This window comes from Flagellimonas abyssi (assembly GCF_019457905.1).
Lineage (GTDB): Bacteria > Bacteroidota > Bacteroidia > Flavobacteriales > Flavobacteriaceae > Flagellimonas > Flagellimonas abyssi.
Genome location: NZ_JAHZSV010000007.1, coordinates 243,316 through 270,172, shown reverse-complemented (window position 1 = coordinate 270,172; position 26,857 = coordinate 243,316). Strand labels below are relative to the sequence as shown.

Here is a 26,857-nt window from a genome sequence, read left to right as displayed (position 1 = left end):
AACGGTAACCTTGTTCTTTTTCATCAGATAATCAACACCATTGATGATTTCCTGTACCACATCCTGAACCCTTTGGTTCATTTTCAGGATATCGACATTGGCTTCTTTAACATCAATCCCAAATTTTTCGAATTGATGCTTGAGTTTGTAATAATGCTCAGAGGCTTCCAACCAGGCTTTTGACGGGATACAGCCCACGTTTAGACAGGTACCGCCCAACGTGCTGTACCTTTCAACAATGGCCACTTTTAGACCCAATTGGGCGCAACGGATGGCACTTACATACCCGCCCGGGCCAGACCCTATAATTGTTACATCATATTTTTCCATATTCGTAAATTTTTTAATTAAATAAGGTGGGGGAAACCTTAAGCTGACCAGTGGGCGCAAGGGTTCAGTTTTAAGGTACTCCCACCTATTATTTTTTACTACAATTTTTACATACCCCTTTTAATACCAGGTTCACATCGTTTATTTCATAATCGTCCGGCAAGTTTTGTTTCGATATTCTATCCGGCAAGCAAATAGTTTTTCCGCAAACGGTACAATGAAAATGCATATGTAAATCTGTACCGTATTTACCTTTGGCCTTTTTATCGGAAATTGCAAATTTTGCCACTCCTGTCCCATCATTAATCTGATGAATTAGCCCTTTATCTTCAAAAGTTTTTAGGTTTCGATAAAAGGTAGTTCTGTTTGCCGTTTTGTTTTTTTCGCTTTTAGCGATAAAGACTTTTTGCATTTCGTTTAAACTTACTGCATAGGTCTTCCTATTGAGGTATTTGTGAATTTTCAACCTCATTTCAGTAGGGCGTATCCCTTTGGACAATAATGTTTTTTCTGTTTTTGTTGTCATTAAAGTCATTCAAAAATCAATTATATTCCAAGCGGTGCAACACTATGTATAGTCATCTTTTATTCAATTTTAAAATTGCGCATCATCCCCATATCTTCGTGTTCCAGATTATGGCAATGGTATAAAAAGAGGCCTTTAAAATCTTCAAAGCGCATAATTAGTTTAACACTCATACCTGGCATTAACAGAACCGTATCCTGCCAACCCTCATCTATAAATCCATCCTTAACTGAATTCCAAATCCTGCTGTCAACCCCGGAAACGTCCCTTTCCAGAATATTAAATTGCAAATGATGAATATGAAAAGGGTGCGGCATCTGCATTCCCCCGCCCATCATTCCTCTGTCTCTATCCATTTCTCCACGGTTACGCATCCAACCTCTTTCTCCCATCATATCGTCATTGCCCATCATTCTACCACCTCTGTTCACGATTTCCCAAACCTCGGTCGTATTGAGCTTTACGGTTTCTTCTTCGGTAACCCCCGTCATTTCCCAAGTCCGGCCATTGATAGTCCATTGCATTCGCCTCATAAAAAAACGGAACGTCCTTGGGTTGTTCCTATTAACAGCAGTGGCGGGATCGAGTTTGTTGAATTCGGCCAGCCGTTGTGGAAGCTCAAAGTCGTTGCTCCCTGTTTTATCGATATTGATTTTTAATATTTCATAAGTGCTGCCCAAAGGAAGGTTGTTTCGACCCCTGCCCATCATTCCGCCCATCATCCCCATCATCCCAGGAGAGAACGACAAACTCTTCATAATCATTTGAGAGCCTTGAGGCCTGTTCTTTAAATCGAGCCATACATCAATTCTTTCTGCAACGCCCAACATTACATAAGGTTTAGATTTAGGACTATCGAGTAAACTACCATCCTTGCCTATAATAACAAGTGGGGTGCCGTCTTCCCAAGCTAGTTTATAAAAACGTGAATTGGAACCGTTTAGAAAGCGTAGTCTATAGGCACACCCACTTTTAAGTGAAAGTTTCATATCCGGATTTCCATTGATAAGGATACGGTTGCCCAAAAAACCATTCATCCTATCCATACGTCCACGGTTTAGATATACCAATTGATTATTGTTATCAAACTGGCGATCTTGCAGTACAACAGGAACATCGTATTCTCCTGATGGCAATTTTAATCGTTGTTCTTCATCGTCCGTAACTACAAAAAGCCCTGCAAGACCATTATAAACCTGTGGCCCAGTACGTCCGTGTGGATGTGGGTGGAACCAATAGGTGCCGGCACGGTTCATTATTTCAAATTCATACACATAAGTTTCACCATTAGCTATTACATCTTTAGGATGACCGTCATCTTCCTCTGGAACGTGCATACCGTGCCAATGAACAATACTTTCCTCAGGTAATTGATTCTTGAAACGAACCCTTATTTTCTGTCCTTTTCGCACCCTTATTATAGGTCCCAAATAGCTCTTCCCTAATTTTTGTACTGTTGTTTTGTCTCCGTCAAGAACGTTTCCTTCAAACATCCAAACCTTGGTTGTATTTCCTTGAAACAATTGAATATCTGTTTCTTTGGCTGTCAATTCGAAATCTAAATCTGCTTGAAAATCGGGATTGATGGTATTTTTATTTTCTGAAGCAAAACCATTACAGGAATTCAACAATGGCCAGGTAATAACAACAGTTGCTCCAAGGCTACCAAGCTTGATGAAGTTCCTTCTATCTATTTTGTTCTTTTCCATAATTTTCCGATTTCTAATTAACAATTTGCCCAAAGCGTCAGGTTTATTCGATTAGTTTAAGTCACTGCTTTTCATTTTTATCTTCATCATTCTCCTCCATTTTACATTGGCACTTTCCATCTTCATTTTTACACTCACATTCACACTTCATCTCTTTTTCTTTTTTCATCGTAGCCATTCTTTCCTTCATCTTTTTTGACATTGTAGTGTCCTTTTCCATTTTCATCATCATTTTTTTCTTCATCTTTTTGGACATCGTGGTGTCCTTTTCCATCATCTTCATCATTTTTTCCATCATTTCCATTCTCATCTCTGGATTATTGATAATGGCCGTCATAACCTGTTCCCTTTTTTCAGGGTTCTTCAAAATTTTGTCTGTGTTTTGTGCACTGCTCTGAAAGCCTATCATAAAAGCCACCAAAACCATTAGAATACCTGCATTTTTAATCTGTTTCATAATATCTGTTTTTAAATGTTGATTAATTTTCTGTTTAAGCCTCAATCCATTTTTTGGCAGTAACGGAATCCTTACTATCAAAATATCTGATATGTGCCCTAGAAAAGGGCATTAAGAGCTTAGTGAGTTCTTCTTGATATTTAAAAGAACCTACAATCGCAACCTTCTCAAGGTGTTTCTCTTTTTCAAGGTTCTGAAAATAATCTTTCTCAAACACCTCTGGTGTGCAGCCCTGGCAATCCTTTATTTCAAAATAACAACGGACATCTTTAGCAGAATTTATTTGTCTGTTCAGCTCTAAAAAAAAGTTCTCACAGTCATTGAGGTCAAGCATACCTTTAGCAATAAGGAAGAGGGTATTGTTTTTATGAGTTATAGTCATCATTTTATTTTTTTTAAATTATAATACCTTAAATTCATCGTGAATCTGCACTTTCATTGCCACACTTAACGCATATCCCTTGTACGATCAAATTGATGTTTTCTGCCTTAAAACCTTGGGGTAAGTTGATTTGGGGTATTTTATGGTCTGTGAGACAAATTGTTTCATCACATTTATTACAGTGAAAATGCAAATGAAGGTCATTGCCAACTTCGCATTGACAATCTTCATCACAAAGGGCATATTTTACAAAGCCAGTACCGTCTTCGATGGCGTGTACCAATTTGTTTTCCTCAAATGTTTTCATAGTACGAAATAGGGTGCTACGCTCTGAACTTTTGAAATGTTTTTCGAGTTCTCCCAAACTTATTGCTACCTCCATTTTTGATAAATGTTTGTAGGTTAACAAGCGCATAGCAGTAGGTTTAACGCCCTTTTCTTCCAGTTTTTTTACTATGTCTTCCATTTTACATCGGGTTTTATAAGTCGTACCTCTTGAGAGATTCACCAGTTTTGATTTTAAAGGCTTCGTCTATACTGGTTATATAAATTATTCCGTCCCCCTTTTCCGGAGATTTACCGTTTTCGGTTATAATATCTATAGCCTTTTGTGCCTCTTCGTTCTGGCAGACGAGTTCCAGTTTTACCACAGGACTGTCAGTTACGTGAAAATCGAGGGACGGTCTTGCACCTTTTGCCTTAAATGCACCGGTACCTTCTGCCTGAGACAGGGTCATACTTTTAAATCCGTTATCCGATAGAGCCTCAATGACCCTTTGTATTCTGTTCGGTTTTACAAATGCTTTTATTTCTTTCATAATTATTTATTTTTAATTGATTTTGAACCGAGCCTGTTTTTTAATTTTTAACTAACTAATTAAGACGATAAACAAGCTCGGAATCAAAACCTTTAATTGTTTATTGAATTAATCGTCATCTCCCAATTCAGCTTTAATCATCTCGGAAGAGAGAATGTATGCCCCTTTTGTAACAACGGTTATATCCTTAGATATACCTGCGGGGAGGCTTATTTCCACATAGCCCAAATCGGTCATCCCTGTATTAACAGGAATCATATTGAACCTTAGTTTATTTTCTTCTTCATTGTCCTTATCCTCTACGAAAATGAAGGTTTTTTCCCCATTTTTAACAATGGCTTCCTCTGGAACTGCCAAGGCCATTTTTTCGCCTTGAACAATTCTACCTTCCACATACATTCCAGGAAGGAGTTCTTTATCTTCATTATGAATGTCCGCGTGCACGTGAATCGCTTTTGGATCGGTTTCAAACGTTTTGCCAATGGCGTGGATTTTTGCCTTTAATAGTTGATCTGGCTTTGATGCTACGGTAAAATAGATTTGTTGCCCTTCCTTTACTTTATAAATATCTTTTTCATACACTTTAAAATCTGCGTGAATTTCCGAATTATCACTTACCGCAAACATTTTGGTCTGTGGTGCCACATAGTCACCAAGGCTTACCATAACTTCATCGACAAAACCTCCGATTGGCGATGTAATAGGCACTGACGCATAAATTTCACCAGATTTTATTTTAGAGATATTTAATCCCAGTAGCTCCAGTTTTGACCTTAAGGCGTTAACGCTCGAAGTAGTACTTCTGAATTTGGACTGAGCCATCTGAAATTCTTTGGCCGAGGAGACCCCTTTATCAAATAAAGTTTGCTTGCGTTCAAAATCCTGTTGAAGGAATACGAGTTCATCGTTTTTTTCCTGAAATTCCTGTTGCATTGAAATAATATCTGGGTGCTGTAAGTAAGCCAATACCTGTCCTTTCCGAACTTTATCCCCCTCGATTACTTTTATGGAACTTACATTACCTCCTACAAAAGGGCTAATATTGGCTTTGTACTGCGGATACAGCTCTAAAATCCCGGTAACCTTAACACTGTTGCCAAGGCTTTTTTCTTCAATTTGCTTTAGCTCAAGACCTATGGTTTCAGCTTGTTCATTGGTAATTTCTACTACACCTTCTTCACCTTCTTCGTTTTCCCCTTCTTCAGCGCTTTTGGAATTTTCCGAAGTTTCATTGGTTTCGCTGTTCGGTATCTCCGAGTTGGATTTTCCATTACAGCCTATTAACATAATAGTTAGTACTATGGAACTGATTATTGCTATTTTCTTCATTTCTGTTTTTTTTAGATTATAGATTTCCCAATTGATATTGTAGTTCAATGGCCTGTTGGTTATATTGATTGATAAACTGTAAATGATTTTGTTTTATCGTAATGGCACTGTTGAGAATAGTGATATAATTCACATAATCTATTTCACCTTCCTTAGATGCCAGTTCTGCCGTAGTAATTTGCTGCTCGGCCAAAAGCAATGCGCCCTCCTGATAATAATTCAGGATTTTTTGTGTTTTTTCCAGCGATTTTATGAGTTGAGAGACTGTACTTTCGGTCATTGCCTTTTGTTCGAGGTATTGGTTCTCGGCAACCATAGCATTAGCTTTAGCTGCCTTTACCCTTGATTTCTGTGGAAAGAACCAAAGCGGTATGTTAATACCGGCTTGATAGGTATTGAAGCCCGATACATTATCCACAATCTGTCTTCCATAGGTCAAGTTGAACTTGGGTAGGAACTGTGCTTTTTCCACACCGACATTGGCTTTGCTTACTTCTGCATTCTGCATAGCATATTGAAGCAAAGGATTATTGTCTACGGAAGCCGAGTCCAAAGTGGCCAAAAAATCCATCGGTTCATAGGTTTGACCAACCGTTTCAATTTCTTGTTCGATGCCCAAATATTGTTTCAATGCCCTTTTTGCGATATCTATATCATCATAGGCTTGTTGCCTTAAGACTTGAATCTGCTGATATTCAGAAGAGGCGGCAATAAATTCCAGTTTGCCCGTTTCCCCGGTATCATAGCGCAATTGGGCAGCTGTCCTAAAGTTAGTATAAACACTGTCCAACTGTTCCGCAAAGCGCAATTGTGCTTTGTTATAATTGATACGGTCATAGGCCTGCATCACATTACGAATCAATTGCTGCTCGTTGACAGCGTAGAACGTTTCGCCCAGTTTAACACGTTCCTTATAGAACTTGGATTTTGAAAAACCTGAAAGCAAATCAATATTTCCTTGCTGTACACCAATAGTGGTCTGTATGCCTGGCAGGTCATTGCCTACTTCTTCCTTTCCCGTAAAAACCCTCGTGTTTCCCATATCAAAGCTGGTACCCTTCATCGCCTGTTCACGCTCAATAAAGGCTTGGCTTTCTTTTAAGGAAGGATAATTTTGCTTTGCCATTGTAATGGCTTCTTCCAAAGTAAGGGTTTGGGCCATTTGATTATCCTGCGCGGTTGCAGAATTTGGGGTCAAAAATCCTCCCAAACTCAATAATACAATAATAACCGTTGTACTTTTCTTGATATAACTTGCCTCACCACCATTGCCTTTACGTTCTTTGCGGGCCTCCAGCCAATTATATAGTACGGGAACCACGACCAATGTTAAGAATGTTGCCGTTATCAGTCCACCGATTACTACCGTTGCCAGCGGTCGTTGGACTTCTGCACCTCCCGATGTGGACACTGCCATTGGTATAAAGCCCATAATGGCGGCAGTTGCTGTTAAGAGTATGGGACGTAGCCGTTCGTGGGTAGCCTCATAAATTCTATCTTTTATATTTGTCATACCACTTTCTTTTAGTTCATTGAATTTATTGATAAGCACAAGCCCATTTAATACCGCAACCCCAAAGAGCACGATAAAACCGACCCCAGCGGAAATACTGAATGGCATCCCCCTTATCCAAAGTGCAAAAACACCGCCAATGGCCGCCAAAGGCACTGCCATATATATCATTACCGATTGTGAAAATGAGTTAAGTGCGAAATAGAGCAAAATGAAGATTAAGAAAAGTGCTATAGGCACCACAATCATTAGACGGTCTGAAGCCCGTTGCAGATTCTCAAAAGAACCACCATAGGTAATATAATAACCGGGAGGAAGATTTAATTGAGCATCTAATTTTGTCTGAATCTCTTCAACCATTGATTTTACATCACGACCACGAACATTAACCCCAACCGAGATACGACGATAGGTATTGTCCCTGGATATCTGCATTGGCCCAGGTTTATAACTGATGTTGGCCACTTCTTTAAGAGGTACTTGTGCCCCGTTGGGAAGGTCGATGTATAGATTCTTTAGGTTATTAATGTCTTGACGGTACGACTCAGAAAGACGAATGACAACATCAAATCTTTTTTCTCCCTCAAAAACAACACTGGCTTTTTCACCAGCGAATGATGCACTTATATAATCGTTCAGCTTATCAATGGTTACACCGTACTGGGCCATTTTAGCCCTGTCGTATTCTACGGTCATCTGGGGAAGGCCACTGGTAGCCTCGGCTCTAACATCACCTGCTCCGGGAACGGTTTTTATAATCGAGGCCATTTCGTTAGCCTTATCTGCCAGTACGTCCAAATTTTCACCATAAAGTTTTATAGCTACATCTTCTCGTACACCTGTAAGCAATTCATTAAAACGTAGCTCAACAGGTTGTGTGAACACAAAATTTACTCCAGGTATTACGGCGATTTTTTCCTGTATTTTTTCGATGAGTTCTTCTTTGCTGTCTGCCGAAGTCCATTTACTTTTATCCTTTTCAAGGATTATGTAACTATCGGCAATATCCATTGGCATTGGGTCTGTGGGGATTTCGGCAACCCCAATCCTTGAAATCATTGTTTTAACCTCTGGGAACTCATTTACTATATTTTGAAGTTTTTTTGAGGCCTCAATGGATTCGGTAAGACTGCTTCCAGGTTTTATCAGTGCCTGCATTGCTATATCGCCCTCATCAAATTTTGGGATAAACTCGCCACCCATATTGCTAAAAATGAATCCTGCAATCAATAATAGGCCAACTGCACCTATCACGATGCCAGCCTTAAAACGAAGTGCAAAAGACAACAGTGGCTTATAGGCTCTATTGAGACTAGACATAATCTTATCACTGAACCTATCAATTTTATTCTCGAACTTTGCAAACCAACTATCCGGATTTTTTGAAGGTTTTAAAAACATTGACGAAATCATTGGCACATAGGTAAGACAAAGAATAATTGCGCCTAAAACCGCAAAACCGAAAGTAAATGCCATTGGGCGGAACATCTTTCCTTCTACACCGGTTAAGAATAAAATAGGTGTAAAGACGATTAGAATAATCAACTGTCCAAAAAATGCGGAATTCATCATAGTGCTTGCAGATTCATAGGCAATCTCATCCATTTCAGCCTGCTCAATGACTTTAGTTGATTTTTTCATCCGTTGATGAATATGAAAAACCATTCCTTCTACAATGATTACTGCACCATCTACTATAATCCCAAAATCAATTGCACCAAGCGACATTAGGTTTGCCCACACTCCAAATTGTTTCATCAAAATAAATGCGAACAAAAGGGATAATGGAATTACCGATGCGGTAATCAATCCTCCGCGCAAGCTTCCCAAAAGGATAACGAGTACGAATATTACGATAAGTGAGCCTTCGATCAAATTCTTTTCTACTGTGCTTGTCGTTCTACCAATAAGCTCGCTCCTGCTTAAAAAGGGTTCAATATATACACCCTCAGGAAGGGATTTTTGAATTTCCTTTATTCGGCTTTGTACATTGTCTATTACGTTATTGGCGCTTTGCCCCTTAAGCATAAGGATTTGTCCTCCAACGGTTTCCTTTCCATCTTGGGTAAAGGCCCCGTACCTAATCTGGTTTCCATAGCCTACTTTTTCAGCAACATCCCTTACAAGAACTGGTGTGCCATTTTCTGTAGTGACGACTGTGTTTTCTAAATCTTCGAGGCTACGCGCCAGACCTTCACCCCTAATAAAATTGGCTTGATGGTTTTTTTCAATGTAAGCACCACCTGTATTCGCATTGTTCATTTTGAGGGCTTCGAAAACCTGTCCCATCGTAATACCAAAACTTTTGAGCTTATCTGGGCTAAGCGCTATTTCGTATTGTTTCACATATCCACCGAAAGCATTGACCTCTACAACGCCAGGCACCAATGCCATTTGACGTTTAACAATCCAATCTTGGATAGTACGCAACTCCATTGCATCATACTTATCCTCATATCCTTCTTTTACTTTTAAGGTATACTGAAAAATTTCGCCCAATCCTGTAGTGATAGGAGCCATAAAAGGCGATCCAAAACCTTCGGGTATCTCTTCACTGACTTCAGCTAGTTTTTCCTGTACCAGTTGACGGGGAAGGTAGGTGCCCGCTTCGTCCTTAAAGACAATAGTAACCACTGAAAGACCAAAGCGAGAAACCGAACGTAGCTCGACAACATCTGGAAGGTTTGCCATTGCCAGTTCCACAGGATAGGTAACAAATTGTTCTATGTCTTCAGTGCCCAAGTTGGGTGCTGTAGTTATGACTTGTACTTGATTGTTCGTAATATCTGGAACCGATCCCAGATTAATGGTGGCCATTGACCAAATGCCCGTGCCAATCAGGGCTACCATCAATAGACCAACAATAAATTTATTGTTGATTGAAAATGAAATGATTTTATTAATCATAAAAAAGAAGGGTTTAATTCATTGAAACTTTTTGGTACAAATTTGCTATATACAAAATCGTATCAAATTAAGATTGACCTAAAAAGGTCTAAGGAGGATATAGCTATCCTATAAAAACTGAATTAAACCTGTGGAGGCTGCAAAAGGGAGAGGGGAAGATCTTTTCCAAAACCATCAGAATGGAAGAATATTTCAGAAGAAATAACAAAAGATGGCATAACAAACGGAACTACATCGACATTTACAACATTTACGTGACAACAGCTACAAAGGCAAAAATTGATGCATACCGGCTGTTCGGTATTATCTGAATTATGATCTAACTGTATTTGTAAGTCATTTTGAAAATCGTATAAACTAACTTCACCGTCATCACAGGGCACAACATTGAGTACCAAAAAGTAAACGGATAATATGATAGTTAAAATTTTCACTCTGCAAAGATAATAAAATTGCGATGCACAGGTTGTGCAAAGATGATTTAGAATTTCAGAAATCAAAAATTAATGACGCTATCCAAAGCATTATCGGCATCCCTATGCATAAAGTTAGATTGGTAATTTATAGTAGTGGTAATCGATGAATGTCTATATAATTTTTGGAGCATATTAATTGGGATTTTATCTTCCGATATATTCCCAAATGTATGTCTAGCAATGTGCATAGTTACTTTTTTTGATATTTTGGCTTTATCAGCGACCGATACCAAATATTTATTGAATTTCTTGTTGGCCGTTTTTGTTTTAGCATAGACATCTTTTGCATCTTGTAAATTTGCCTTTTTCATTTCCGGAAATATAAAATCGTCATCATTTTGTTTACTGTCCTGATAATATTCCAAAATCGGAAATATTTTATCTGGGATTTTAAGGGATAACAATTTTAAATTCTTGTTCATTCGATAATGCAGCCTTTCGTCATAAATATCGGTCCAACGAATTTTCAATACGTCAGCTACCCGAATTCCGGCAAAATAAAAACTGAAAAGCCAAACATTTCTAGCGTGAGTCTCGTTGTCGGTCAGATTTTCAACGGATTCAAGTTTTATGACCTCATTTTTGGTAAGGCCTATTTTTTCGGTTTCAGGGAACTTAATCCGTATTTTATCTGAACCGAAGGGATAGAGTTTTCTATCTACTATACCCAATTTAATAGCTCTATTATAGATAGTTCTAATCACAATAAGATTATTTACTATCGACCTTTCCGATAGGTTGTGTTTTGTACGGAGGTAAGTTTTAAATCTCTTTAGAAAGTTTTCATCAATTTCTTGAAAGGTAAGTTGTTTTGATTTGGTAAAGTTCAATACGTGGTTAACACGAGCCTTGTCGGTCGAGAGCCTAGACAGCTTTTCGTTTGCTTCTAAATCATCAAGAAAATCTTGTGCCACTTCGAAAAAAGTAACTGATTCGGAAGATGCATAAAGTTTCTCTTTTATTTGATTAGCCGATATATCCTTTTTGCTCGATTGCAAATCAATCAGCATCTTATTCGCCTCAGACAGTTTAGTACTAAGCAAGCCGTTTAACCTATCTGAGTAAGGGTGTGATTTTCTAACTCTAATATTTTTTCCATCCCAATCATTAGGGTCAATATTATGACCTATATAATGATAATTTGAGCGACGGTTTTTAGTAATACGAATACAAAGAGGACAATGCCCTTCTTTATTGGGCTTTTTCCGAAGTACTATTTTTGCGTTTGATGCCATATCTTAAGTATTGAGAATATAAAGATAATCATTTTTGGTACAACATAGGTACAACAAATTAGGATTTTAAACGATATCAATTGACATTATATAAAATTAAATATATGTTAATCAGTTGATTATAATATAACTTACGGAAATTTGGTGGTAAATACGCTGGATTCAAAATCCAGTGTCTTCGGACGTGTGGGTTCGATTCCCACCCAAGGTACTGAAAAACCCTGACAGCTAATTAGCTGTCAGGGTTTTGTCTTTTTTTTTTTGAAGTGTTTTTAACATTCTCTGAGAGACGCATAAATGATCAAATCATAATCTATCTGATCCATCAGCCTTAACCTCCAAGCTTCACATTTGACCTTATTCCCTCTATATAAATTGCAATGTAATTCTTGAGGATGTGTTTTTAATTTTATTGTCCGGTAGGGCGAATATGAAACAATGCACCAAAAAAACATTTGTAGTGGACTCAAAATAAATAGTACAAACCATTTGGTTTTCAATATAAATGCTTTCCTTTACCGTACAATGTGGACAATGATTGTTCCAATCCCTGAATAAAAAAGATAGCCTTCTCCTATTGCCCATTTCCGATTAACAGAGGGACACTTCTTAGTTATTTTTTGCTTGAATCAATAATTTCTTTTTAAAGGCTTTATAGCCCAAAGTCCAAAGTCGTATTGGCTCGGGAGTCCCATTTCCCATGCAGCGGCAATGTTTGACCATTGGCTCTTAAAAGGGCTGTATTTTAAAATAATCCTTAAAATAAGTAGAGTGTATGTTGATAATAAAATTAGTTCCTGGAGAGAACATAGAAAGGGCTTTAAAAAGGTACAGGAACAAAGTGCGGAGCACCCAACAATTAAAACGTATCCGGAACAATCAGGAGTTTACAAAAAAATCAGAAGAGAAGAGGGAGAACCTAAAAAAGGCAATCCATAAGAACGAATATTTAAAAAAGAACGAGGAGTGATTTTATGGACAAAGATTTAAACTTGGCGGTCCTGATAGATGGGGACAATATCCCTTCCAAATACGTAAAGGAAATGTTGGAAGAAATTGCCAAATATGGAAATCCGAGCATTAAGAGGATTTATGGAGATTGGACGAAGCCCAGCTTGACAAAATGGAAAGATGTCCTGTTGAAAAACGCTATTACCCCCGTACAACAATATGGGTATACTACCGGCAAAAATTCAACGGACAGTGCCATGATCATTGATGCAATGGATATTCTTTATTCTGGTAAGGTGAATGGGTTTTCGTTGGTTTCCAGTGACAGCGATTTTACTCGGTTGGCCATACGGTTAAGAGAAGCGGGAATGACCGTTTTTGGTATTGGGGAGCGAAAGACCCCAGACCCCTTTATAGTTTCATGTGACAAGTTCATATATCTCGAAATACTCCATAAGACCCAAATTGGGGAGACCAATGCCCCGGAGAAAAATGATAAAAGCAAAATTGACAAAATCACCCCAAAGGTGATCAATCTCATACTTTCGACCATTGCAGATGTGGAAGATGAGGAAGGATGGGCCTTCTTGGGCGAGGTGGGGACATTATTGCAAAAGAAACAGCCCAACTTTGATGCACGAAATTACGGATTCAAAAAACTGACCCCTTTGGTCAAGTCCATAGGTCAAATTGAAATAGGGTCCAGAAAAAATCCAAAGGGCAATGGGAACTTGATCTATGTAAGGACGATGGTCTAATGAAAAACAAAACCTATGAGATCTCTTACCATATCAAAGCAAATTACAACAAGGGATACCCTTTCCCTAAACAAGTATCTTAGCGATATAAGCCGTATCCCAATGATCACCGCAGAAGAAGAGGTTGATCTGGCAGTTCGCATAAGGCAAGGAGATAACGAAGCTCTGGAAAAGCTAGTATCGGCCAATTTGCGATTTGTTGTTTCCGTGGCGAAACAATACCAATCAAAGGGACTAAATTTGCATGATCTCATTAATGAAGGGAATGTTGGGCTGGTCAGGGCGGCGTCCAAATTTGATGAGACGCGTGGTTTCAAGTTCATTTCCTATGCAGTATGGTGGATACGCCAAGGGATAATACAGGCACTTACGGAAAAATCAAGGATGGTCAGATTGCCCTTGAACAAAATAAACGTGATCAACAAGATAAACAGCATCTCTTCCCATTTCGAGCAAGTGCATCAAAGACCACCAACCGCGGAAGAAATAGCTGAACTGATCGATTTCTCGCTATCAGAGATCCAAATATGCTTAAAACATTCTTCTTGGCCCCTTTCAATGGATGAGCCATTGGGGATTGGCGATGGAGGACTAAACTTACATGACGTAATGCGTTCCGATGAGTTTGGCAGTCCAGAACAGAAGTTGATCAATAGCTCGTTACAATTGGAAATTGATGGTATTTTGAGTATCCTGTCCTACCGCGAAGCCTTTGTGGTTAAAATGTATTTTGGTATAGGAGCGAATGATTCCATGGGATTGGAAGAAATTGCTTTTAATTTAAATCTTACAAAAGAAAGGGTCAGACAAATAAAAGTAAAAGCCTTGGCCAGGTTAAGGAGCTCCTCTAAAATAGAATTTTTAAAGGAGTATTTAAATTAAGGTCAAAAGAGCAAGGCAACAGTTGCATGGTTTGAACCAAAACCATATTGGATTGTTTTTAATACATTTGAAACATGAAGTTTTTGGCTGTTTTTCTATCCTTGTTCACAGTTCTATTGTCATCATATCCATGTTGTCAAGAGAAAGGTTCATGTTCTGAAACGTTTCTTGCAGACTCATGCGGACACGATGATTCGGAGGAGTCTCCACATGATAAGGAAAAGCCATGCTCGCCATTCTATACCTGTGGAAGATGCCCAGGGTTTACCATTGCTTATGAGAACTTGCTTAATATAGGTATAATGGAGCTTGACCTTAAAATGGATCAGGTGCCATACCAGGAGTTCGTCTCCGAAGAAGTGTACTTTTTATCCTTGAAACCACCACGCTCATTTGAAGTATAATTAACGATAAAACTTAGGCTCTTGCCTTGTTTCTTGGTAAGAGAATCATACTTCAAACTTCATAAAATAAAAATAAAATTAATTGTGCTGCTTTTCCTTTTGGGAATAGGGCCTGTTTTGGCACAGAACACCCTTGATATTGTGGTCAAGGACTCCATTGATAAAGAACCCTTGATCGGCGTGACCGCCGTTTTACCCTCATTGGATATTGGGGCTATATCCAATGAATCCGGTAAAATTCATATTCAAAACATTCCCAACGGAACGTTTCAATTGCAACTGAGTTATGTTGGATACGCGAAACTTGAGCGAAGCTTTCGTTTTCCCTTGAATGCCGCACAACAAAATCAGACCCTTTATCTAGTTCCCCAGACCGAGGAAATAGAAGAAATCACCCTGGTGTCCACCAGAAGTACCCGCACCATTGAGGATATCCCAACACGGGTAGAGGTCATTGCAGGGGAAGAGCTGTCCGAAAAGGGCAATATGAAACCAGGGGACATCCGTATGTTGCTCAACGAAAGCACGGGAATCCGAACCCAACAGACCTCTGCTACCAGTTATAATTCCAGTATCCGTATCCAGGGGCTCGACGGTAAATATACCCAACTTCTCCGGGATGGATTCCCATTGTATTCCGGATTTGCGAGCGGTTTGAGCTTGATGCAAATAGCACCTTTGGACCTTAAACAGGTGGAGGTGATCAAGGGTTCTAGTTCTACCCTTTATGGAGGAGGGGCGATAGCTGGTTTGGTAAATTTAATTTCTAAAACACCTGAAGATGAACCCGAACTTAGTTTTATGGCCAATGGTACCTCTGCTCTTGGATTGGACTTGAGTGGCTTTTATTCCCAGAAATTCAAGAAGCTTGGAGCTACCGTGTTTGCTTCCTACAATTTTGGGTCACCCTATGACCCTGCCGATATCGGCCTGACGGCAATTCCGGAGTTCGACCGATTTACATTGAACCCCAAACTGTATTGGTATCTAGGGGAACAAACTGAACTATTGTTGGGAATCAATGCCATTTGGGAGGACAGACTTGGGGGGAATTTGGACTATGTTAAGGGAGAACCTGTAGACGACCCATATTTCGAATCCAATAAAACCGAACGTGTTTCCACTCAATTGGGATTCAAACATGTTTTTAATGAAGAAAATCGATTGGAACTAAAGAACAGTTTCAGTTTTTACGATCGGACGATACAGGTTCCGGATTTTATCTTTTCGGGCTATCAACGTTCCTCCTTTAGTGAGCTGAACTTTTCAACCGGTTCGGAAAACGGTCTTGAATGGGTGTTCGGGACCAATCTTTGGACGGAATATTTTAACGATACCAGGGAAGATCAGGCCATAGCACTGGACCAATCCTATCAAATTTTTGGATTGTTCGCCCAAAACGTTTGGCAAATCAATGAAGGGCTCAGTTTGGAAACAGGTCTTCGCACCGATTTTCATTCCGATTACGGAGCTTTGGCATTGCCTAGATTATCCATACTGTATGAGCCAAGTCAAAAATTGACATTTCGACTGGGGGGAGGAATGGGCTATAAGACCCCTACGGTTTTTACGGAGGATGCAGAACGGTTACAGTTTAGGAACGTGCTCCCCATTGATATTGATCAAACGGATTTGGAACGTTCTTTGGGCGGTAATTTTGATGTAAATTATAAATGGGTACCCATGCCGGGCATGACCATGTCCATCAATACGCTATTATTTTATACCAGAATAGATGACCCTATGGTATTGCAGTCCGAAGGAGACGGCTTTTACACTTTTCAACAACCCGATGGATTTGTGGATACCCGTGGTGCGGAGATCAATCTCAAAGTCAAATACGGGGATTTCAAGTTGTTTACGGGCTATACCCACGCCAATGTTAAGCAACATCAAAACGGAACAGTGTCCGACTTTCCACTGGTTGCGAAGCATCGTTTGAACAATGTGCTGATGTATGAGAAAGAGGGTGACCTTTGGATCGGTCTGGAGGGCTATTATTACAGTCCCCAAAAGCTCTCTTCAGGGGAAACAGGTAAATCCTATTGGATCGTGGGCTTAATGAGTGAAAAGAAGCTAAGTGATAAATTCTCTATTTTCCTGAATTTTGAAAACTTTTTGGATACTCGGCAAACACGATTCGATACCATATACTCAGGCAATTTAAGTGATCCACAATTTTCTGAGATATATGCACCCGTTGATGGTTTTGTGATCAATGGTGGTTTTAAGATTAAAATTTAAAGTTTATTTGTATTGAAGGCTACGACATGAATTTTTAGTTTACCCTGTATGTTACTTTCCTGTTAGTGATGATTGTTTGTACTCTAATATTCAATGTAATGCTATTGGAGGTTGATGAAGGTGAGCAAGTATAGGCATCGTTGAATAATTCCACTCGATACAAATATCCGTTCATGCTCATATCCGGATTGTTGATGGTCAAGGTATCCGTGTCCGTTCCTGAGTACATCCCAAAATCAGAAATATCGGTAAAGTTTGCACCACCGTCGGTGCTTACTTGCCATTGATATTGTGTGGTATTGGTCGTTGTGATGTTGAGGTTGCCCGGATGTCCATCAAAAATAATGGCGTTTGTCGGAATTGTCGAAACAGTGGGACTGTTTCCGGCTTCGGTATAATCATAAACGGTGTTGCCATCACCATCTACCGGAGTGGTATATCCACCTTGTCCCAAGACCATTCCGGAAGAATTGATGGTTACTGGGGAGTTGCCCAGAAGACCATCACCATCCGGGTCGGTAAAACCAGCCTCCACAACATCGTAACACCCGTCCGAGTCACTATCAATGGATGTATAGTTTAAAAATGCATCGTTATCAGAATCGGCTATGTTGTAATTGATGGTTCCATTATTGTATTGTGAAGGAGCTTGTATCGCATCTGGAATACCATCTGTGCCTACCGGACCGGGGATGCGCCCATTTACTGTGGTGACACCGTGACCGGCTTCCACGGCATCCAAAATTCCATCGTTGTCACTGTCAAGGTCTAGTCCATTGGCGAGGCCGTCCCCATCACTGTCCGTTGGTGAACAACCTGTGCTAAAACTATCATCGTTAACTGCAAAAAAAACAGGGTCTGCATTGGCAGAAATTTCCAATCTAAAGATGACGGCTTCTGTTCTCTCGGCGGCTGTCAACCCAAATTCAGAGAGTTCAACGGCGGCCAACCTAATATTCTTTTTTACGTTTTTATTGTTAGGGGTGTCGTTCACATTATATTGGTCGATCATTGAATTGCCCACAATAGGTGTGTTGTTCCAGTTTACTTCGACGCCATTGCCAAGGTAGTTCCCATCCTTGTCCAATAAATGCAATCTATTATAATTAGATCCCCCGGATAGTTGAGCGCCCTGGGTCAAAAGAATATCCATGATGCCATCACCATATGCAGGAGTATTGGTGCCCCCCAATCTAAAATACCACGCATTGCCGATATTGGCAATGGCATAAGCCATGTCCAGTCCTCGTTCTCCTTGGTATAAATAAGGGTTGAAGGGAATTCCTCCGGTGGTCAACAAAGGGCCTGCAGCTTGTCCGTTGTTCCCATCAATAGATCTTCCTTCCAGACGTATTCCGGATAGAATCTTTGTAACCGGTTTAAGTGCCCTCCAAGAAGTTTCTTCCACATTTAGGTCACCAATTCCGTTGCCGTCAGTGTCGATTTGGTCATAATAACTGTTGTTATCACTGTCAATCATTCGTGTAGATACCACTCCGGTCGCGTATGTATTGCTTCCAACTGTAAAGCCCAACAGGGTGGAAACGTCATCATAGGCTTTCGGGTTCAAGCTTCCTACAGATGATGTCCAGAAGCCATTATAGTCTGTATAAATGGAGGTGACATAATTTGTAGTGCTGTTGGATGGTGGGGGAGAACCAAATCCAACATTGGTCTCACAGCCATCTTCGTAAATATCGGGAATACCGTCGTTGTCATCATCTTGGTCAATATCGTCAGGGAAGCCATCACCATCACTATCTAAACTGAGGTGGTTCATGTGAGGGTTTTTGTTTGATGAATTGTCAAGAACATCAATTTTGTCAAGTTCAGGATTGAACAAAATTAAAACAAGCGCGATTAGACCGATAAGAAAGCGTATGTATGTCAAAATACAATTATAGGTTTGGTTTGTGGGTCGATTATCGATTGGATAATCAAAGGCAAATTAGATGTGTTTGAGGTTTCAGTATATTTTTTGTTGTTAATCTGCTGTAAAGTATGGTGTAGTTCGTCGATTGCGTGGTTCGCTTGTTGCGGATAGACTGGGTCTAACCTTGTTTTGAAAACTTGTTGTGGGAGTTGGGTCTCAAAAATTGTTAAAAAACTGTGAAAAACTATTTTGGACAATTTGCGACAAGCGTGAATTTTTTGGAGACCTTACTATACGTTTGTTCACAAGGTTTTTGACTCTTAAAAATCTCGAATGTTGATAAAAGTGTTAAGAACCTAATTGCCAAAACCGCGAATCCAAGTAAAGAAAATATGAATTTTACAGTCAAGCTATTTTTTACAACTCCAAACCGTTTTCTTCATGCAGATTACTCAGATAACTAAGAGGGATTTTAGTACGCAAGAATTTGATTTACACAAGATTACAAATGCAATCTTGAAGGCCATGACAGCTGTGGAGCATGGTCAGATCACTGATGCGCAGACCATTGCCAATAACGTCAACCAAGTGTTGTTGGAGAGAAAAAGCCAAGACGAACATTATTTGCCGACCGTTGAGGAAGTACAAGATGTTGTTGAGAACGAACTTATGGATAGTGAGTTCCATGATGCGGCAAAAGCATACATTATTTACAGAAATAAAAGGGCTCAAATGCGCGAGTCGGACATTTTTGAGAAGCGCATCAACTTAAAGCCTTATGAGTACCCGCAATTGTATGAGTATGTTCCAGCAATCCGTCATTCGTATTGGATTCATACCGAGTTTAACTTTACCAGTGACATCCAGGACTTTAAATCTGGACTGAACGAGGTGGAGCGTAGCGCCATCAAAAACACCATGCTTGCCATTTCTCAAATAGAGGTGGCCGTGAAATCTTTCTGGGGCGATATTTACCATAGAATGCCAAAACCGGAAATTGGTTCTGTCGGGGCTACGTTTGCGGAAAGCGAAGTGCGCCATCACGATGCCTATTCCCATCTTTTGGAAATTTTGGGATTGAACAAGGAGTTCGAAAACCTGAAGAAAAAGCCCGTGATCATGAAAAGGGTGCAGTATTTGGAGACTGCGCTCAAGAATGCAAAAAGCGAGAACAATAAGGATTACGCAGAGTCGGTATTGCTGTTCTCACTTTTTATAGAGCACGTTTCACTTTTCTCCCAGTTTTTGATCATTATGGCATTCAATAAACACAAGAATGTCCTAAAAGGAATTTCGAATGTGGTTGAGGCTACTTCAAAAGAAGAGCAGATTCATGGTGATTTCGGAATCGACATCATCAACATCATCAAAAAGGAGCACCCAGAGTGGTTCGATGATGCATATAAAGAAATGATTCAGGATATCTGCGAGAAAGCATTTGAAGCGGAAAGCAAGATAGTGGATTGGATCTTTGAAGATGGTGAATTGGATTTCTTGCCAAAAAATTTGGTGAACGAATTCATCAAAAACAGATTCAACAACTCATTGGAGAGCATTGGCATCTCCAAAATATTCGACGTCGACCAAAAACTATTGGAACAAACCGAGTGGTTCGACGACGAGATCATTGGAACAAAACATGGAGACTTTTTTGTAAAAAGATCCATCAACTATAGCAAAAGAACACAAAGTATAACAAGCGACGACCTTTTTTAAATTATGGAGAAGAGAACACAAACCCCGACCACTGACCAAAAGCAAGACAACAAAACACAGGAACTTGTAAATGCAAGAAAGGACACTTTGTCCAAACTCAAGAACGAGGAGGATAAAGGCTTTGAATGGTTGAACGAGTATAGCCGAAAGTTTTTGGCATCTGGATACCTTACCGAGGGGGTTACCCCAGAGGGGCGTATCCGTGAGATAGGCGATAGGGCAGAGGAGATTTTGCAGATTCCGGGGTACTCGGACAAATTTTACGGTTACATGTCCGAAGGTTTCTTTTCTTTGGCTTCCCCTGTTTGGTCGAACTTTGGTAAAAAGCGAGGGTTGCCTATTAGTTGCTTTGGTTCCCATATAGATGATGACATGGGGAACATACTCTACACCCAATCTGAGGTAGGGATGATGTCGAAGCTTGGTGGTGGAACTTCTGGATACTTTGGAAAAATAAGACATAGAGGAGCGCCTGTTAAAAATAACGGACAGGCTTCGGGAGCTGTCCATATTATGCAGTTGTTCGAATCCATGGTGGATGTGGTGAGCCAAGGCTCCGTTCGTCGAGGTCGTTTTTCTCCATATTTGCCCATTGACCACAAGGATATTTTGGAATTCTTGGAAATCGGGACCGAAGGGAATCCTATCCAACAATTGACCCATGGCGTTACCGTGACCAACCAATGGATGCAGGAAATGATCGAGGGGGATGTTGATAAAAGAACCGTTTGGGCAAAAGTATTGCAACGTAGAGGTGAGATGGGTTATCCGTATGTATTCTTCACCGACAATGCCAACGATGGTGCGGTAGATGTTTATAAGGACAAGAATCACCGTATCCATGCCAGCAACTTGTGTACAGAAATTATGTTGCCATCCAATGATGATTGGTCATTTGTATGTGTACTTTCCAGTATCAACCTATTGCATTATGATAAATGGAAGAAAACCGATGCCGTTGAGACCATGGTTCACTTCCTGGATGCGGTAATTACGGAGTTCATCGAAAAATTGGAAGCTTACAGGGATTCTTCAGACAGGGACGACCGACAAACTTTCCTATTTATGGAAAGAGCCTACAATTTTGCAAAACAAAACAGGGCATTGGGTCTAGGTGCTTTGGGTTGGCACTCCCTATTGCAGTCCAAGAGATATGCATTCAACAGCCAGGAAGCCTATAACTTGAACAGTGAGATATTCAAAGAGATCAAAGAACGTTCTTACAAAGCATCCGAGCAATTGGCAGAGCGTTTTGGAGAGCCAGAAGTGTTGAAGGGTTACGGTAGACGTAACGCTACGTTGAACGCAATTGCTCCTACTACTTCCTCAGCTTTCATTTTGGGACAGGTATCACAGGGAATCGAGCCAATCTGGTCTAACTGCTATGTGAAGGATATAGCCAAAATCAAGACCACTATCAAGAATCCTTTCTTAATGGACCTATTGGAAGAAAAGGGACAGAATACCAACGAAGTTTGGAAGAGCATTCGCGATATGGATGGTTCGGTACAGCATTTGGACTTTTTGACCGAAGCAGAGAAAGCAGTCTTTTTAACCTACTCGGAATTAGATCAGTTGGATATCATCTATCAAGCGGCCAACAGGCAAAACCATATAGATCAAGGACAGTCGGTGAATATCATTGTACACCCTGATATGCCTACAAAGGAGGTCAATAAAATCCACGTTACCGCATGGAAACTGGGTCTAAAATCCTTGTACTATCAACACAGTATGAATGCTGCACAAAAATTCAAACAAAAGAAAGATTGTGTAAGCTGCGAGGCATAAAAGCAAATAACAACCAATAAAAAAAGGAGGTTCGAATTAACGAAGCCTCCTTTTTTCTTCAAACTAACTAGAAAAGAGATTATAGTATCTTAATGTCTACGGAGGTTCTACTTTGCCAACCGGTAACATCGGTTACAGAGAATGAACAGTGATAATCCCCTGGGTCAATATCTTCTGGAATGTCAATTGAAACGTTGATTTCATATGAAGTGGTTCCCTCTTCAATATCAAAATTCTCTATATAAATCATGGGGTTCACTGCATCCTTAGTAGGTTCCAGTTCACATTGTGCGCCTTGGTCATCATGTGTGTGATGGTCAAAATTGTGATGGATGTTCAAACTGTAAGCAGCAAGCGCAAGATTATCTGTCACTCGAGCCTTAAAGGTGTAGGTGTTTCCCCTTTCCAGGACTTCACAAGCTTGGGGAAATCCACCATCGTAATTAATTGTTATGGATGGTTTTTCCTCGTCAACACCGCTATCGTCACTACTGGAACAAGATGCTAGCAACATTATCAAAGGAAGAATCTGTAAGTATTTGATAATCGATTTCATATTCATTTTTTAGAATAATTAGCCGCATGGCGCTTGAATGCCATTCGGCAATTGGTTTTATGATGCAGTTACATCAATATGTGTTTCGTATGTAACGGCATTCCCATCTTCATCCTCTATCGTAAAAAGAATATGGTATTCACCAGCTGGTGCTGTTGCCGGAACATCGATATGCTCATGGAACTCTGCTTCGGACAATTCGTGATATCCTTCGGAATATGTTTGCTCAAAGTCCCATTCCACTTCTCCTTCACCTACGGGCAAATCATGTCCGTGAATGTCCACTGTAATTTCATGGATTCCGTTAACCGCATTGATCATAAATTCTGCATGCATATCTGTACCGCGAACCACAGTCTCATCAATGGAAAATGCACTTAATGAGATGGCCTCCATAATGTCTACATGGCCTTCGACCTCGGTGCTGTTGCCCAATTCATCCGTAACGGTCAAAGTAATATGGTATTCACCGGATGGAATATCCGAAGGGATGTCCACATGCTCGTGAAATGTTGGGTTGATCGCCAAATAGCTGGCATCGGTATAGGTTTGCTCAAAATCCCATTCCACTTCACCTTCTCCTACTTCAAGGTCGTGTCCGTGAATGCTCAATTCGATACTGTTTACCGTTCCGGGAGCATTGATTTCAGCTTCTAGATGGATATCCGAACCTTTGTAGGCCACTTGCTCTGTTGAGTGTGAACTTCCTTCGCCATATTCAAAATTCGAAATTTCGGGTGCAGCTACAGAAGAGCCCCCATCATCGTCACTGCTACAAGAATGTAAAGCGAAGGCTCCCAATGCGATAATCGCCAAAGATTTAAAATTAGTTTTCATGTTGTTTCTGTTTTTGGTGTTAAACTTCATTTGATTTAATTAAAATGGTACGGTCATCGAAAGCGAAAGGTTCCTGCCAGGTTCTGGAACATCGATGAGCCTATAAAAACTGGTATGATCGTAGTATTCGGTATTGAATACATTGTTTAATTTGATGCGTAATTGAGCTGGTTTCCCCTTGCCAAAGAGTTGGATTTTTGTGTTGGCCGAGAGATTGAGCGCTTGGTACCCATCGGTAACCTCTTCTGGAGGCACAATATCATTTTGGGCGGCTGTTACCCTAAAATCAGCCGTAAGCTGAGGCGATTGCATAAATGCGATATCCTTGAATTGATAGCTGGCCGAGAACAATCCCGAGAGCGGAGGCGAAAACGGAATGGTAAAATCTTTTTTGGGTCCGCTGGTCTGTCTGGAATACACATACTCGGCAGACGCATTCAACCGCAGCATCGGAGTTACATTGACCCCGGCACGAGCTTCACCGCCAAATCGGAAAACCTTGCTTTGGGTGTACTCGTAAATTTGCAAGGTTTCATAATAATTAGGGGTTGGGTTCAGGTAAATGAAATTCTCAAAGAAATTCACGAATGGACTTATCCCAATGTTGAATTTTGAAGTGGAATGATCAATATCGATATCTAACTGATAGGATTGCTCAGGATCAAGGTTCATATTTCCCCTCTCGTATCGGTACATATGGTAGTTTACCCCATCAGAGGCCAGTTCGTTGGCCAAGGGCATTCTAAAACTCTTGCCAAGGTTTATTTTAAATGTGGTATTTTGATGGATGTAACTCAATCCAAAGGAACCGCTCAGGTTACCAAATTCAAGGCTCTTGCCTTGTGAGCGTTGCAAATACATATAAGAGGTTGAGCCATCGGGGTTGTTGATTGGTGTTTGGAACCAATCAAAATGAGCCTTGGTCTCCATCAGGCCTGCATCATAACGTAGCCCACCTTGAAGGTGGAAATTCTCATTTATCTTAAAATGATCGTAAACAAAAACTCCTGCGGAGTATCTGTTGTATGCTGGGATCAAGAAACCCCAACCACCAATATTGTTGTTCTGTAATTCGGTGTTTATTCCAAGAACTACATTGTGCTTGTCATTGGGGCTAAAGGTATCTTTAAGGTTTAGGGAGTATGTATTTTTAGTGAATATCCGTTCTCTGCTATTGGAGGGAGTTGGCATGTATCCATGTGGTACGGGTTCCGAATTTTCATCCCGTTGGTTGTTTTGATAGCCGAAATCAAGCTCCAAAATATGTTGGTCCAAATACAGGGTGGTGTTGTTGGTTACCTTAAAATGGTTCACACGATGATAAGGAAGGTCTACATCACGGTTAGAACTGTCATAATCAATGTTGGAGGAGCGAACTTCAAGACCATGGGCGTTGGCAAAAAAACCGTTCTTGGCATTGACATTGCTAAAAAAGGTTTCAGATTTTATCTTATCGGAGATGTAACCAATACTAAAACTGGTATTGATCTCTTCGCCCGCAGTATTTCTGAGGTTGTTCTCGTGAAGCTCAAAAATGTAGTTTTCATAGTTGATCCTGTCCGTGGGAACTTTATAATCGGCATAATCCCTATAGGTTAAACGACCTCTGTAGAACCAATGCTGCTTTCGTCCCTGTACACCGGTAGATATGCCGATCAGGTCGTTGTTGGTCTCTCCCAATATATTAACTTCTCCACTGAACGAATTCGGCAATGGGACTTTGGAGGGTTGAATGTCCACGACCCCTGCAATGGCATCCGAACCGTAGACCAGCGAAGCAGGGCCTTTTACAATTTGTATACTTTCTATTCCGTATTGGTCAATCTCAAGGCCATGATCATTGCCCCATTGTTGCGCTTCGTGCTTAATACCGTTCTGGACCACACTGACCCGGTTGAAGCCCAAACCACGGATTACAGGTTTTGATTGTCCAGAACCAATGGTTATAGTGCTCACCCCGGGAATCTTTTTTAGGGTCTGCATTAAGCTGTTTTCCCGATTCTTGTTCAGGAATTCTTCATCCACCCCAACAGTTATGGTGGAGAGTTCTTGAGTTTTTCGTTTTTCCGTTTTTCCAAGAAGTTCCACGCCATCCAAATTTGTGATGGATTCCTTTAATCGGATGGTCAGTCCTTTGACATCGTTTTGACCTATTTCCACGGTAAAATGTTCATGGCCGTACCCGATATGGGTAATTTCAAAGCGGTGTTTTCCAGCGGGAACGTTTTTTATGACGAACTCGCCATTGTCCGCAGAAATTGCATATAAATCTTTTCCGATTATGTTTACTCCAGCTATGGGTGCCGAAGTATTTGCATCCACTACAATACCTTTTAAAGTGTGGTATTCTTGAGCGGATGCCGAAACGCACAGACCGATGAACAGCCATGCGAATAGCATATGTTTAATCATTTTAGGGAATACTATGGGATTCTCAAATTGCCTCCAGAGAGGAAGCTTCTAGACTATTCCCCCATTGCATTATTTCAGAAAAGTTTGAATGAATCCATCAATGGACAGTTGATAAAGCTATGCGATTACAGCATGCTTTTGTACATATTGAATACAGTCAAATTTCTTTAGTCCTTAAAAAAGACCAAGACTTTTTGTTGAAAAAATGAATGGGTTTTTAGATTGTTGGCGGAGGCCTCGAGAAGAGCTGGCTTGTTGTCAAGGTGCCAGAAACCTGAAAATCGTACTTGGAATCAATGTTCTGTTGAACAGCTATTTCAATTTGCTCGGAAATAGGTTCATGAGAATCGGTTAAAATACCAGGCGTATGAGTATCGGAGGCGATATTGTGACAAATGGCACAATGATCTAAATACCCTTCCGTGTCGTCGTGGTGGGTAAGCACATGGAGCCCAACAAGCTTCGTTGCCAAAAACAGGGCAAGAAACGCAAAGGTGATGCTATTTAAAAAACGACTGTTTTTCATTCAAGAACAAATCTATTAAAAAACATTGTTATGCAAGGGTAATTTCCTTAATGTCCATATTTTTTTAGCATTTCCTTAATAGTGAATGTTAATTTTGTCAATTGTGAAAGTATATATAGAGATTCAATAAAATTGGCAATTGAAGAGGTGTATTTCTTTTTGGATTTATAATTAAAGTAGGATATTTTTTCCATCATTAAAGTGCCATTTCACAACAAAACCATC

General features: G+C 40.2%; 22 protein-coding genes. 6 read left to right on the top strand and 16 right to left on the bottom strand.

The features are described 5' to 3' along the window. The 11 genes from K1F36_RS07615 to K1F36_RS07570 all read right to left on the bottom strand — a co-directional run. The coding region (locus K1F36_RS07615) for an FAD-dependent oxidoreductase (protein ID WP_220113276.1) at positions 1–330 on the bottom strand (330 nt) is incomplete at its 3' end. Positions 331–418: 88 nt separating this feature from the next. Beyond that, positions 419–865 (bottom strand): Fur family transcriptional regulator, encoded by a 447-nt coding sequence (locus K1F36_RS07610; protein WP_008610956.1) that lies wholly within the window; start codon positions 863–865, stop codon positions 419–421. 50 nt (positions 866–915) lie between these two features. Beyond that, on the bottom strand, positions 916–2,565 hold the full coding sequence (locus K1F36_RS07605; protein WP_073099363.1) for a multicopper oxidase family protein: 1,650 nt from the start codon (positions 2,563–2,565) through the stop codon (positions 916–918). Between the two features lie 61 nt (positions 2,566–2,626). Next, on the bottom strand, positions 2,627–3,022 hold the full coding sequence (locus tag K1F36_RS07600; protein ID WP_008610959.1) for a hypothetical protein: 396 nt from the start codon (positions 3,020–3,022) through the stop codon (positions 2,627–2,629). A gap of 34 nt (positions 3,023–3,056) precedes the next feature. Beyond that, entirely contained in the window at positions 3,057–3,407 is a 351-nt protein-coding gene (locus K1F36_RS07595; protein WP_008610961.1) for a SpoIIAA family protein, read from the bottom strand. A gap of 31 nt (positions 3,408–3,438) precedes the next feature. Then, positions 3,439–3,870 carry a Fur family transcriptional regulator gene (locus tag K1F36_RS07590; protein WP_008610962.1) on the bottom strand — a complete coding sequence of 144 codons (432 nt, stop codon included), beginning with the start codon at positions 3,868–3,870 and terminating at the stop codon, positions 3,439–3,441. 13 nt (positions 3,871–3,883) lie between these two features. After that, the gene (locus tag K1F36_RS07585; RefSeq protein ID WP_073099362.1) at positions 3,884–4,222 is read right to left on the bottom strand and encodes a P-II family nitrogen regulator; all 339 of its coding nucleotides are present in this window, start codon (positions 4,220–4,222) and stop codon (positions 3,884–3,886) included. 108 nt (positions 4,223–4,330) lie between these two features. Then, a complete protein-coding gene (locus K1F36_RS07580; protein WP_008610967.1) occupies positions 4,331–5,551 on the bottom strand; it encodes an efflux RND transporter periplasmic adaptor subunit in 1,221 nt (406 codons plus the stop codon). 16 nt (positions 5,552–5,567) lie between these two features. Next, complete coding sequence (locus K1F36_RS07575) at positions 5,568–9,971, bottom strand: CusA/CzcA family heavy metal efflux RND transporter (RefSeq protein WP_008610968.1); 4,404 nt, start codon at positions 9,969–9,971, stop codon at positions 5,568–5,570. A gap of 122 nt (positions 9,972–10,093) precedes the next feature. After that, entirely contained in the window at positions 10,094–10,354 is a 261-nt protein-coding gene (locus K1F36_RS20380) for a DUF6660 family protein (RefSeq protein ID WP_417943895.1), read from the bottom strand. Positions 10,355–10,467: 113 nt separating this feature from the next. Continuing rightward, positions 10,468–11,682 carry a site-specific integrase gene (locus K1F36_RS07570; RefSeq protein ID WP_008610969.1) on the bottom strand — a complete coding sequence of 405 codons (1,215 nt, stop codon included), beginning with the start codon at positions 11,680–11,682 and terminating at the stop codon, positions 10,468–10,470. A 775-nt stretch (positions 11,683–12,457) separates the two neighbouring features. On the opposite strand from K1F36_RS07570, the gene K1F36_RS07565 reads away from it, so the two are divergent. The 4 genes from K1F36_RS07565 (at position 12,458) to K1F36_RS07550 (ending at position 16,921) form a co-directional block, all read left to right on the top strand. Beyond that, positions 12,458–12,652 carry a small ribosomal subunit protein bS21 gene (locus K1F36_RS07565; protein WP_220113275.1) on the top strand — a complete coding sequence of 65 codons (195 nt, stop codon included), beginning with the start codon at positions 12,458–12,460 and terminating at the stop codon, positions 12,650–12,652. Positions 12,653–12,656: 4 nt separating this feature from the next. Further along, positions 12,657–13,391 (top strand): NYN domain-containing protein, encoded by a 735-nt coding sequence (locus K1F36_RS07560; protein WP_220113274.1) that lies wholly within the window; start codon positions 12,657–12,659, stop codon positions 13,389–13,391. A 15-nt stretch (positions 13,392–13,406) separates the two neighbouring features. Continuing rightward, a complete protein-coding gene (locus K1F36_RS07555; protein ID WP_220113273.1) occupies positions 13,407–14,273 on the top strand; it encodes a sigma-70 family RNA polymerase sigma factor in 867 nt (288 codons plus the stop codon). A gap of 488 nt (positions 14,274–14,761) precedes the next feature. Then, a complete protein-coding gene (locus K1F36_RS07550; protein ID WP_220113272.1) occupies positions 14,762–16,921 on the top strand; it encodes a TonB-dependent receptor in 2,160 nt (719 codons plus the stop codon). Between the two features lie 34 nt (positions 16,922–16,955). On the opposite strand, the gene K1F36_RS07545 is transcribed toward K1F36_RS07550, so the two are convergent. After that, positions 16,956–18,701 carry a hypothetical protein gene (locus K1F36_RS07545; protein ID WP_258538975.1) on the bottom strand — a complete coding sequence of 582 codons (1,746 nt, stop codon included), beginning with the start codon at positions 18,699–18,701 and terminating at the stop codon, positions 16,956–16,958. A gap of 534 nt (positions 18,702–19,235) precedes the next feature. On the opposite strand from K1F36_RS07545, the gene K1F36_RS07540 reads away from it, so the two are divergent. Beyond that, complete coding sequence (locus tag K1F36_RS07540) at positions 19,236–20,510, top strand: ribonucleotide-diphosphate reductase subunit beta (RefSeq protein ID WP_220113271.1); 1,275 nt, start codon at positions 19,236–19,238, stop codon at positions 20,508–20,510. A gap of 3 nt (positions 20,511–20,513) precedes the next feature. Continuing rightward, positions 20,514–22,301 carry a ribonucleoside-diphosphate reductase subunit alpha gene (locus tag K1F36_RS07535; RefSeq protein WP_220113270.1) on the top strand — a complete coding sequence of 596 codons (1,788 nt, stop codon included), beginning with the start codon at positions 20,514–20,516 and terminating at the stop codon, positions 22,299–22,301. Between the two features lie 79 nt (positions 22,302–22,380). On the opposite strand, the gene K1F36_RS07530 is transcribed toward K1F36_RS07535, so the two are convergent. The 4 genes from K1F36_RS07530 to K1F36_RS07515 form a co-directional block, all read right to left on the bottom strand. Continuing rightward, positions 22,381–22,857 (bottom strand): DUF4625 domain-containing protein, encoded by a 477-nt coding sequence (locus tag K1F36_RS07530; RefSeq protein ID WP_220113269.1) that lies wholly within the window; start codon positions 22,855–22,857, stop codon positions 22,381–22,383. Between the two features lie 57 nt (positions 22,858–22,914). Next, the gene (locus tag K1F36_RS07525; protein ID WP_220113268.1) at positions 22,915–23,694 is read right to left on the bottom strand and encodes a DUF4625 domain-containing protein; all 780 of its coding nucleotides are present in this window, start codon (positions 23,692–23,694) and stop codon (positions 22,915–22,917) included. 39 nt (positions 23,695–23,733) lie between these two features. Beyond that, positions 23,734–26,094 carry a TonB-dependent receptor gene (locus K1F36_RS07520; RefSeq protein WP_220113267.1) on the bottom strand — a complete coding sequence of 787 codons (2,361 nt, stop codon included), beginning with the start codon at positions 26,092–26,094 and terminating at the stop codon, positions 23,734–23,736. A 229-nt stretch (positions 26,095–26,323) separates the two neighbouring features. Further along, a complete protein-coding gene (locus K1F36_RS07515) occupies positions 26,324–26,632 on the bottom strand; it encodes a hypothetical protein (RefSeq protein WP_220113266.1) in 309 nt (102 codons plus the stop codon). Positions 26,633–26,857: the final 225 nt, after the last annotated feature.

Excerpts from the sequence above, each read along its gene's own strand:
- K1F36_RS07610 (WP_008610956.1), bottom strand. The coding sequence starts at position 865 with ATGACTTTAATGACAACAAAAACAGAAAAAACATTATTGTCCAAAGGG.
- K1F36_RS07605 (WP_073099363.1), bottom strand. The coding sequence starts at position 2,565 with ATGGAAAAGAACAAAATAGATAGAAGGAACTTCATCAAGCTTGGTAGC.
- K1F36_RS07600 (WP_008610959.1), bottom strand. The coding sequence starts at position 3,022 with ATGAAACAGATTAAAAATGCAGGTATTCTAATGGTTTTGGTGGCTTTT.
- K1F36_RS07595 (WP_008610961.1), bottom strand. The coding sequence starts at position 3,407 with ATGATGACTATAACTCATAAAAACAATACCCTCTTCCTTATTGCTAAA.
- K1F36_RS07590 (WP_008610962.1), bottom strand. The coding sequence starts at position 3,870 with ATGGAAGACATAGTAAAAAAACTGGAAGAAAAGGGCGTTAAACCTACT.
- K1F36_RS07585 (WP_073099362.1), bottom strand. The coding sequence starts at position 4,222 with ATGAAAGAAATAAAAGCATTTGTAAAACCGAACAGAATACAAAGGGTC.
- K1F36_RS07580 (WP_008610967.1), bottom strand. The coding sequence starts at position 5,551 with ATGAAGAAAATAGCAATAATCAGTTCCATAGTACTAACTATTATGTTA.
- K1F36_RS07575 (WP_008610968.1), bottom strand. The coding sequence starts at position 9,971 with ATGATTAATAAAATCATTTCATTTTCAATCAACAATAAATTTATTGTT.
- K1F36_RS07570 (WP_008610969.1), bottom strand. The coding sequence starts at position 11,682 with ATGGCATCAAACGCAAAAATAGTACTTCGGAAAAAGCCCAATAAAGAA.
- K1F36_RS07565 (WP_220113275.1), top strand. The coding sequence starts at position 12,458 with ATGTTGATAATAAAATTAGTTCCTGGAGAGAACATAGAAAGGGCTTTA.
- K1F36_RS07560 (WP_220113274.1), top strand. The coding sequence starts at position 12,657 with ATGGACAAAGATTTAAACTTGGCGGTCCTGATAGATGGGGACAATATC.
- K1F36_RS07555 (WP_220113273.1), top strand. The coding sequence starts at position 13,407 with ATGAGATCTCTTACCATATCAAAGCAAATTACAACAAGGGATACCCTT.
- K1F36_RS07545 (WP_258538975.1), bottom strand. The coding sequence starts at position 18,701 with ATGAACCACCTCAGTTTAGATAGTGATGGTGATGGCTTCCCTGACGAT.
- K1F36_RS07540 (WP_220113271.1), top strand. The coding sequence starts at position 19,236 with ATGCAGATTACTCAGATAACTAAGAGGGATTTTAGTACGCAAGAATTT.
- K1F36_RS07535 (WP_220113270.1), top strand. The coding sequence starts at position 20,514 with ATGGAGAAGAGAACACAAACCCCGACCACTGACCAAAAGCAAGACAAC.
- K1F36_RS07530 (WP_220113269.1), bottom strand. The coding sequence starts at position 22,857 with ATGAAATCGATTATCAAATACTTACAGATTCTTCCTTTGATAATGTTG.
- K1F36_RS07525 (WP_220113268.1), bottom strand. The coding sequence starts at position 23,694 with ATGAAAACTAATTTTAAATCTTTGGCGATTATCGCATTGGGAGCCTTC.
- K1F36_RS07520 (WP_220113267.1), bottom strand. The coding sequence starts at position 26,094 with ATGCTATTCGCATGGCTGTTCATCGGTCTGTGCGTTTCGGCATCCGCT.
- K1F36_RS07515 (WP_220113266.1), bottom strand. The coding sequence starts at position 26,632 with ATGAAAAACAGTCGTTTTTTAAATAGCATCACCTTTGCGTTTCTTGCC.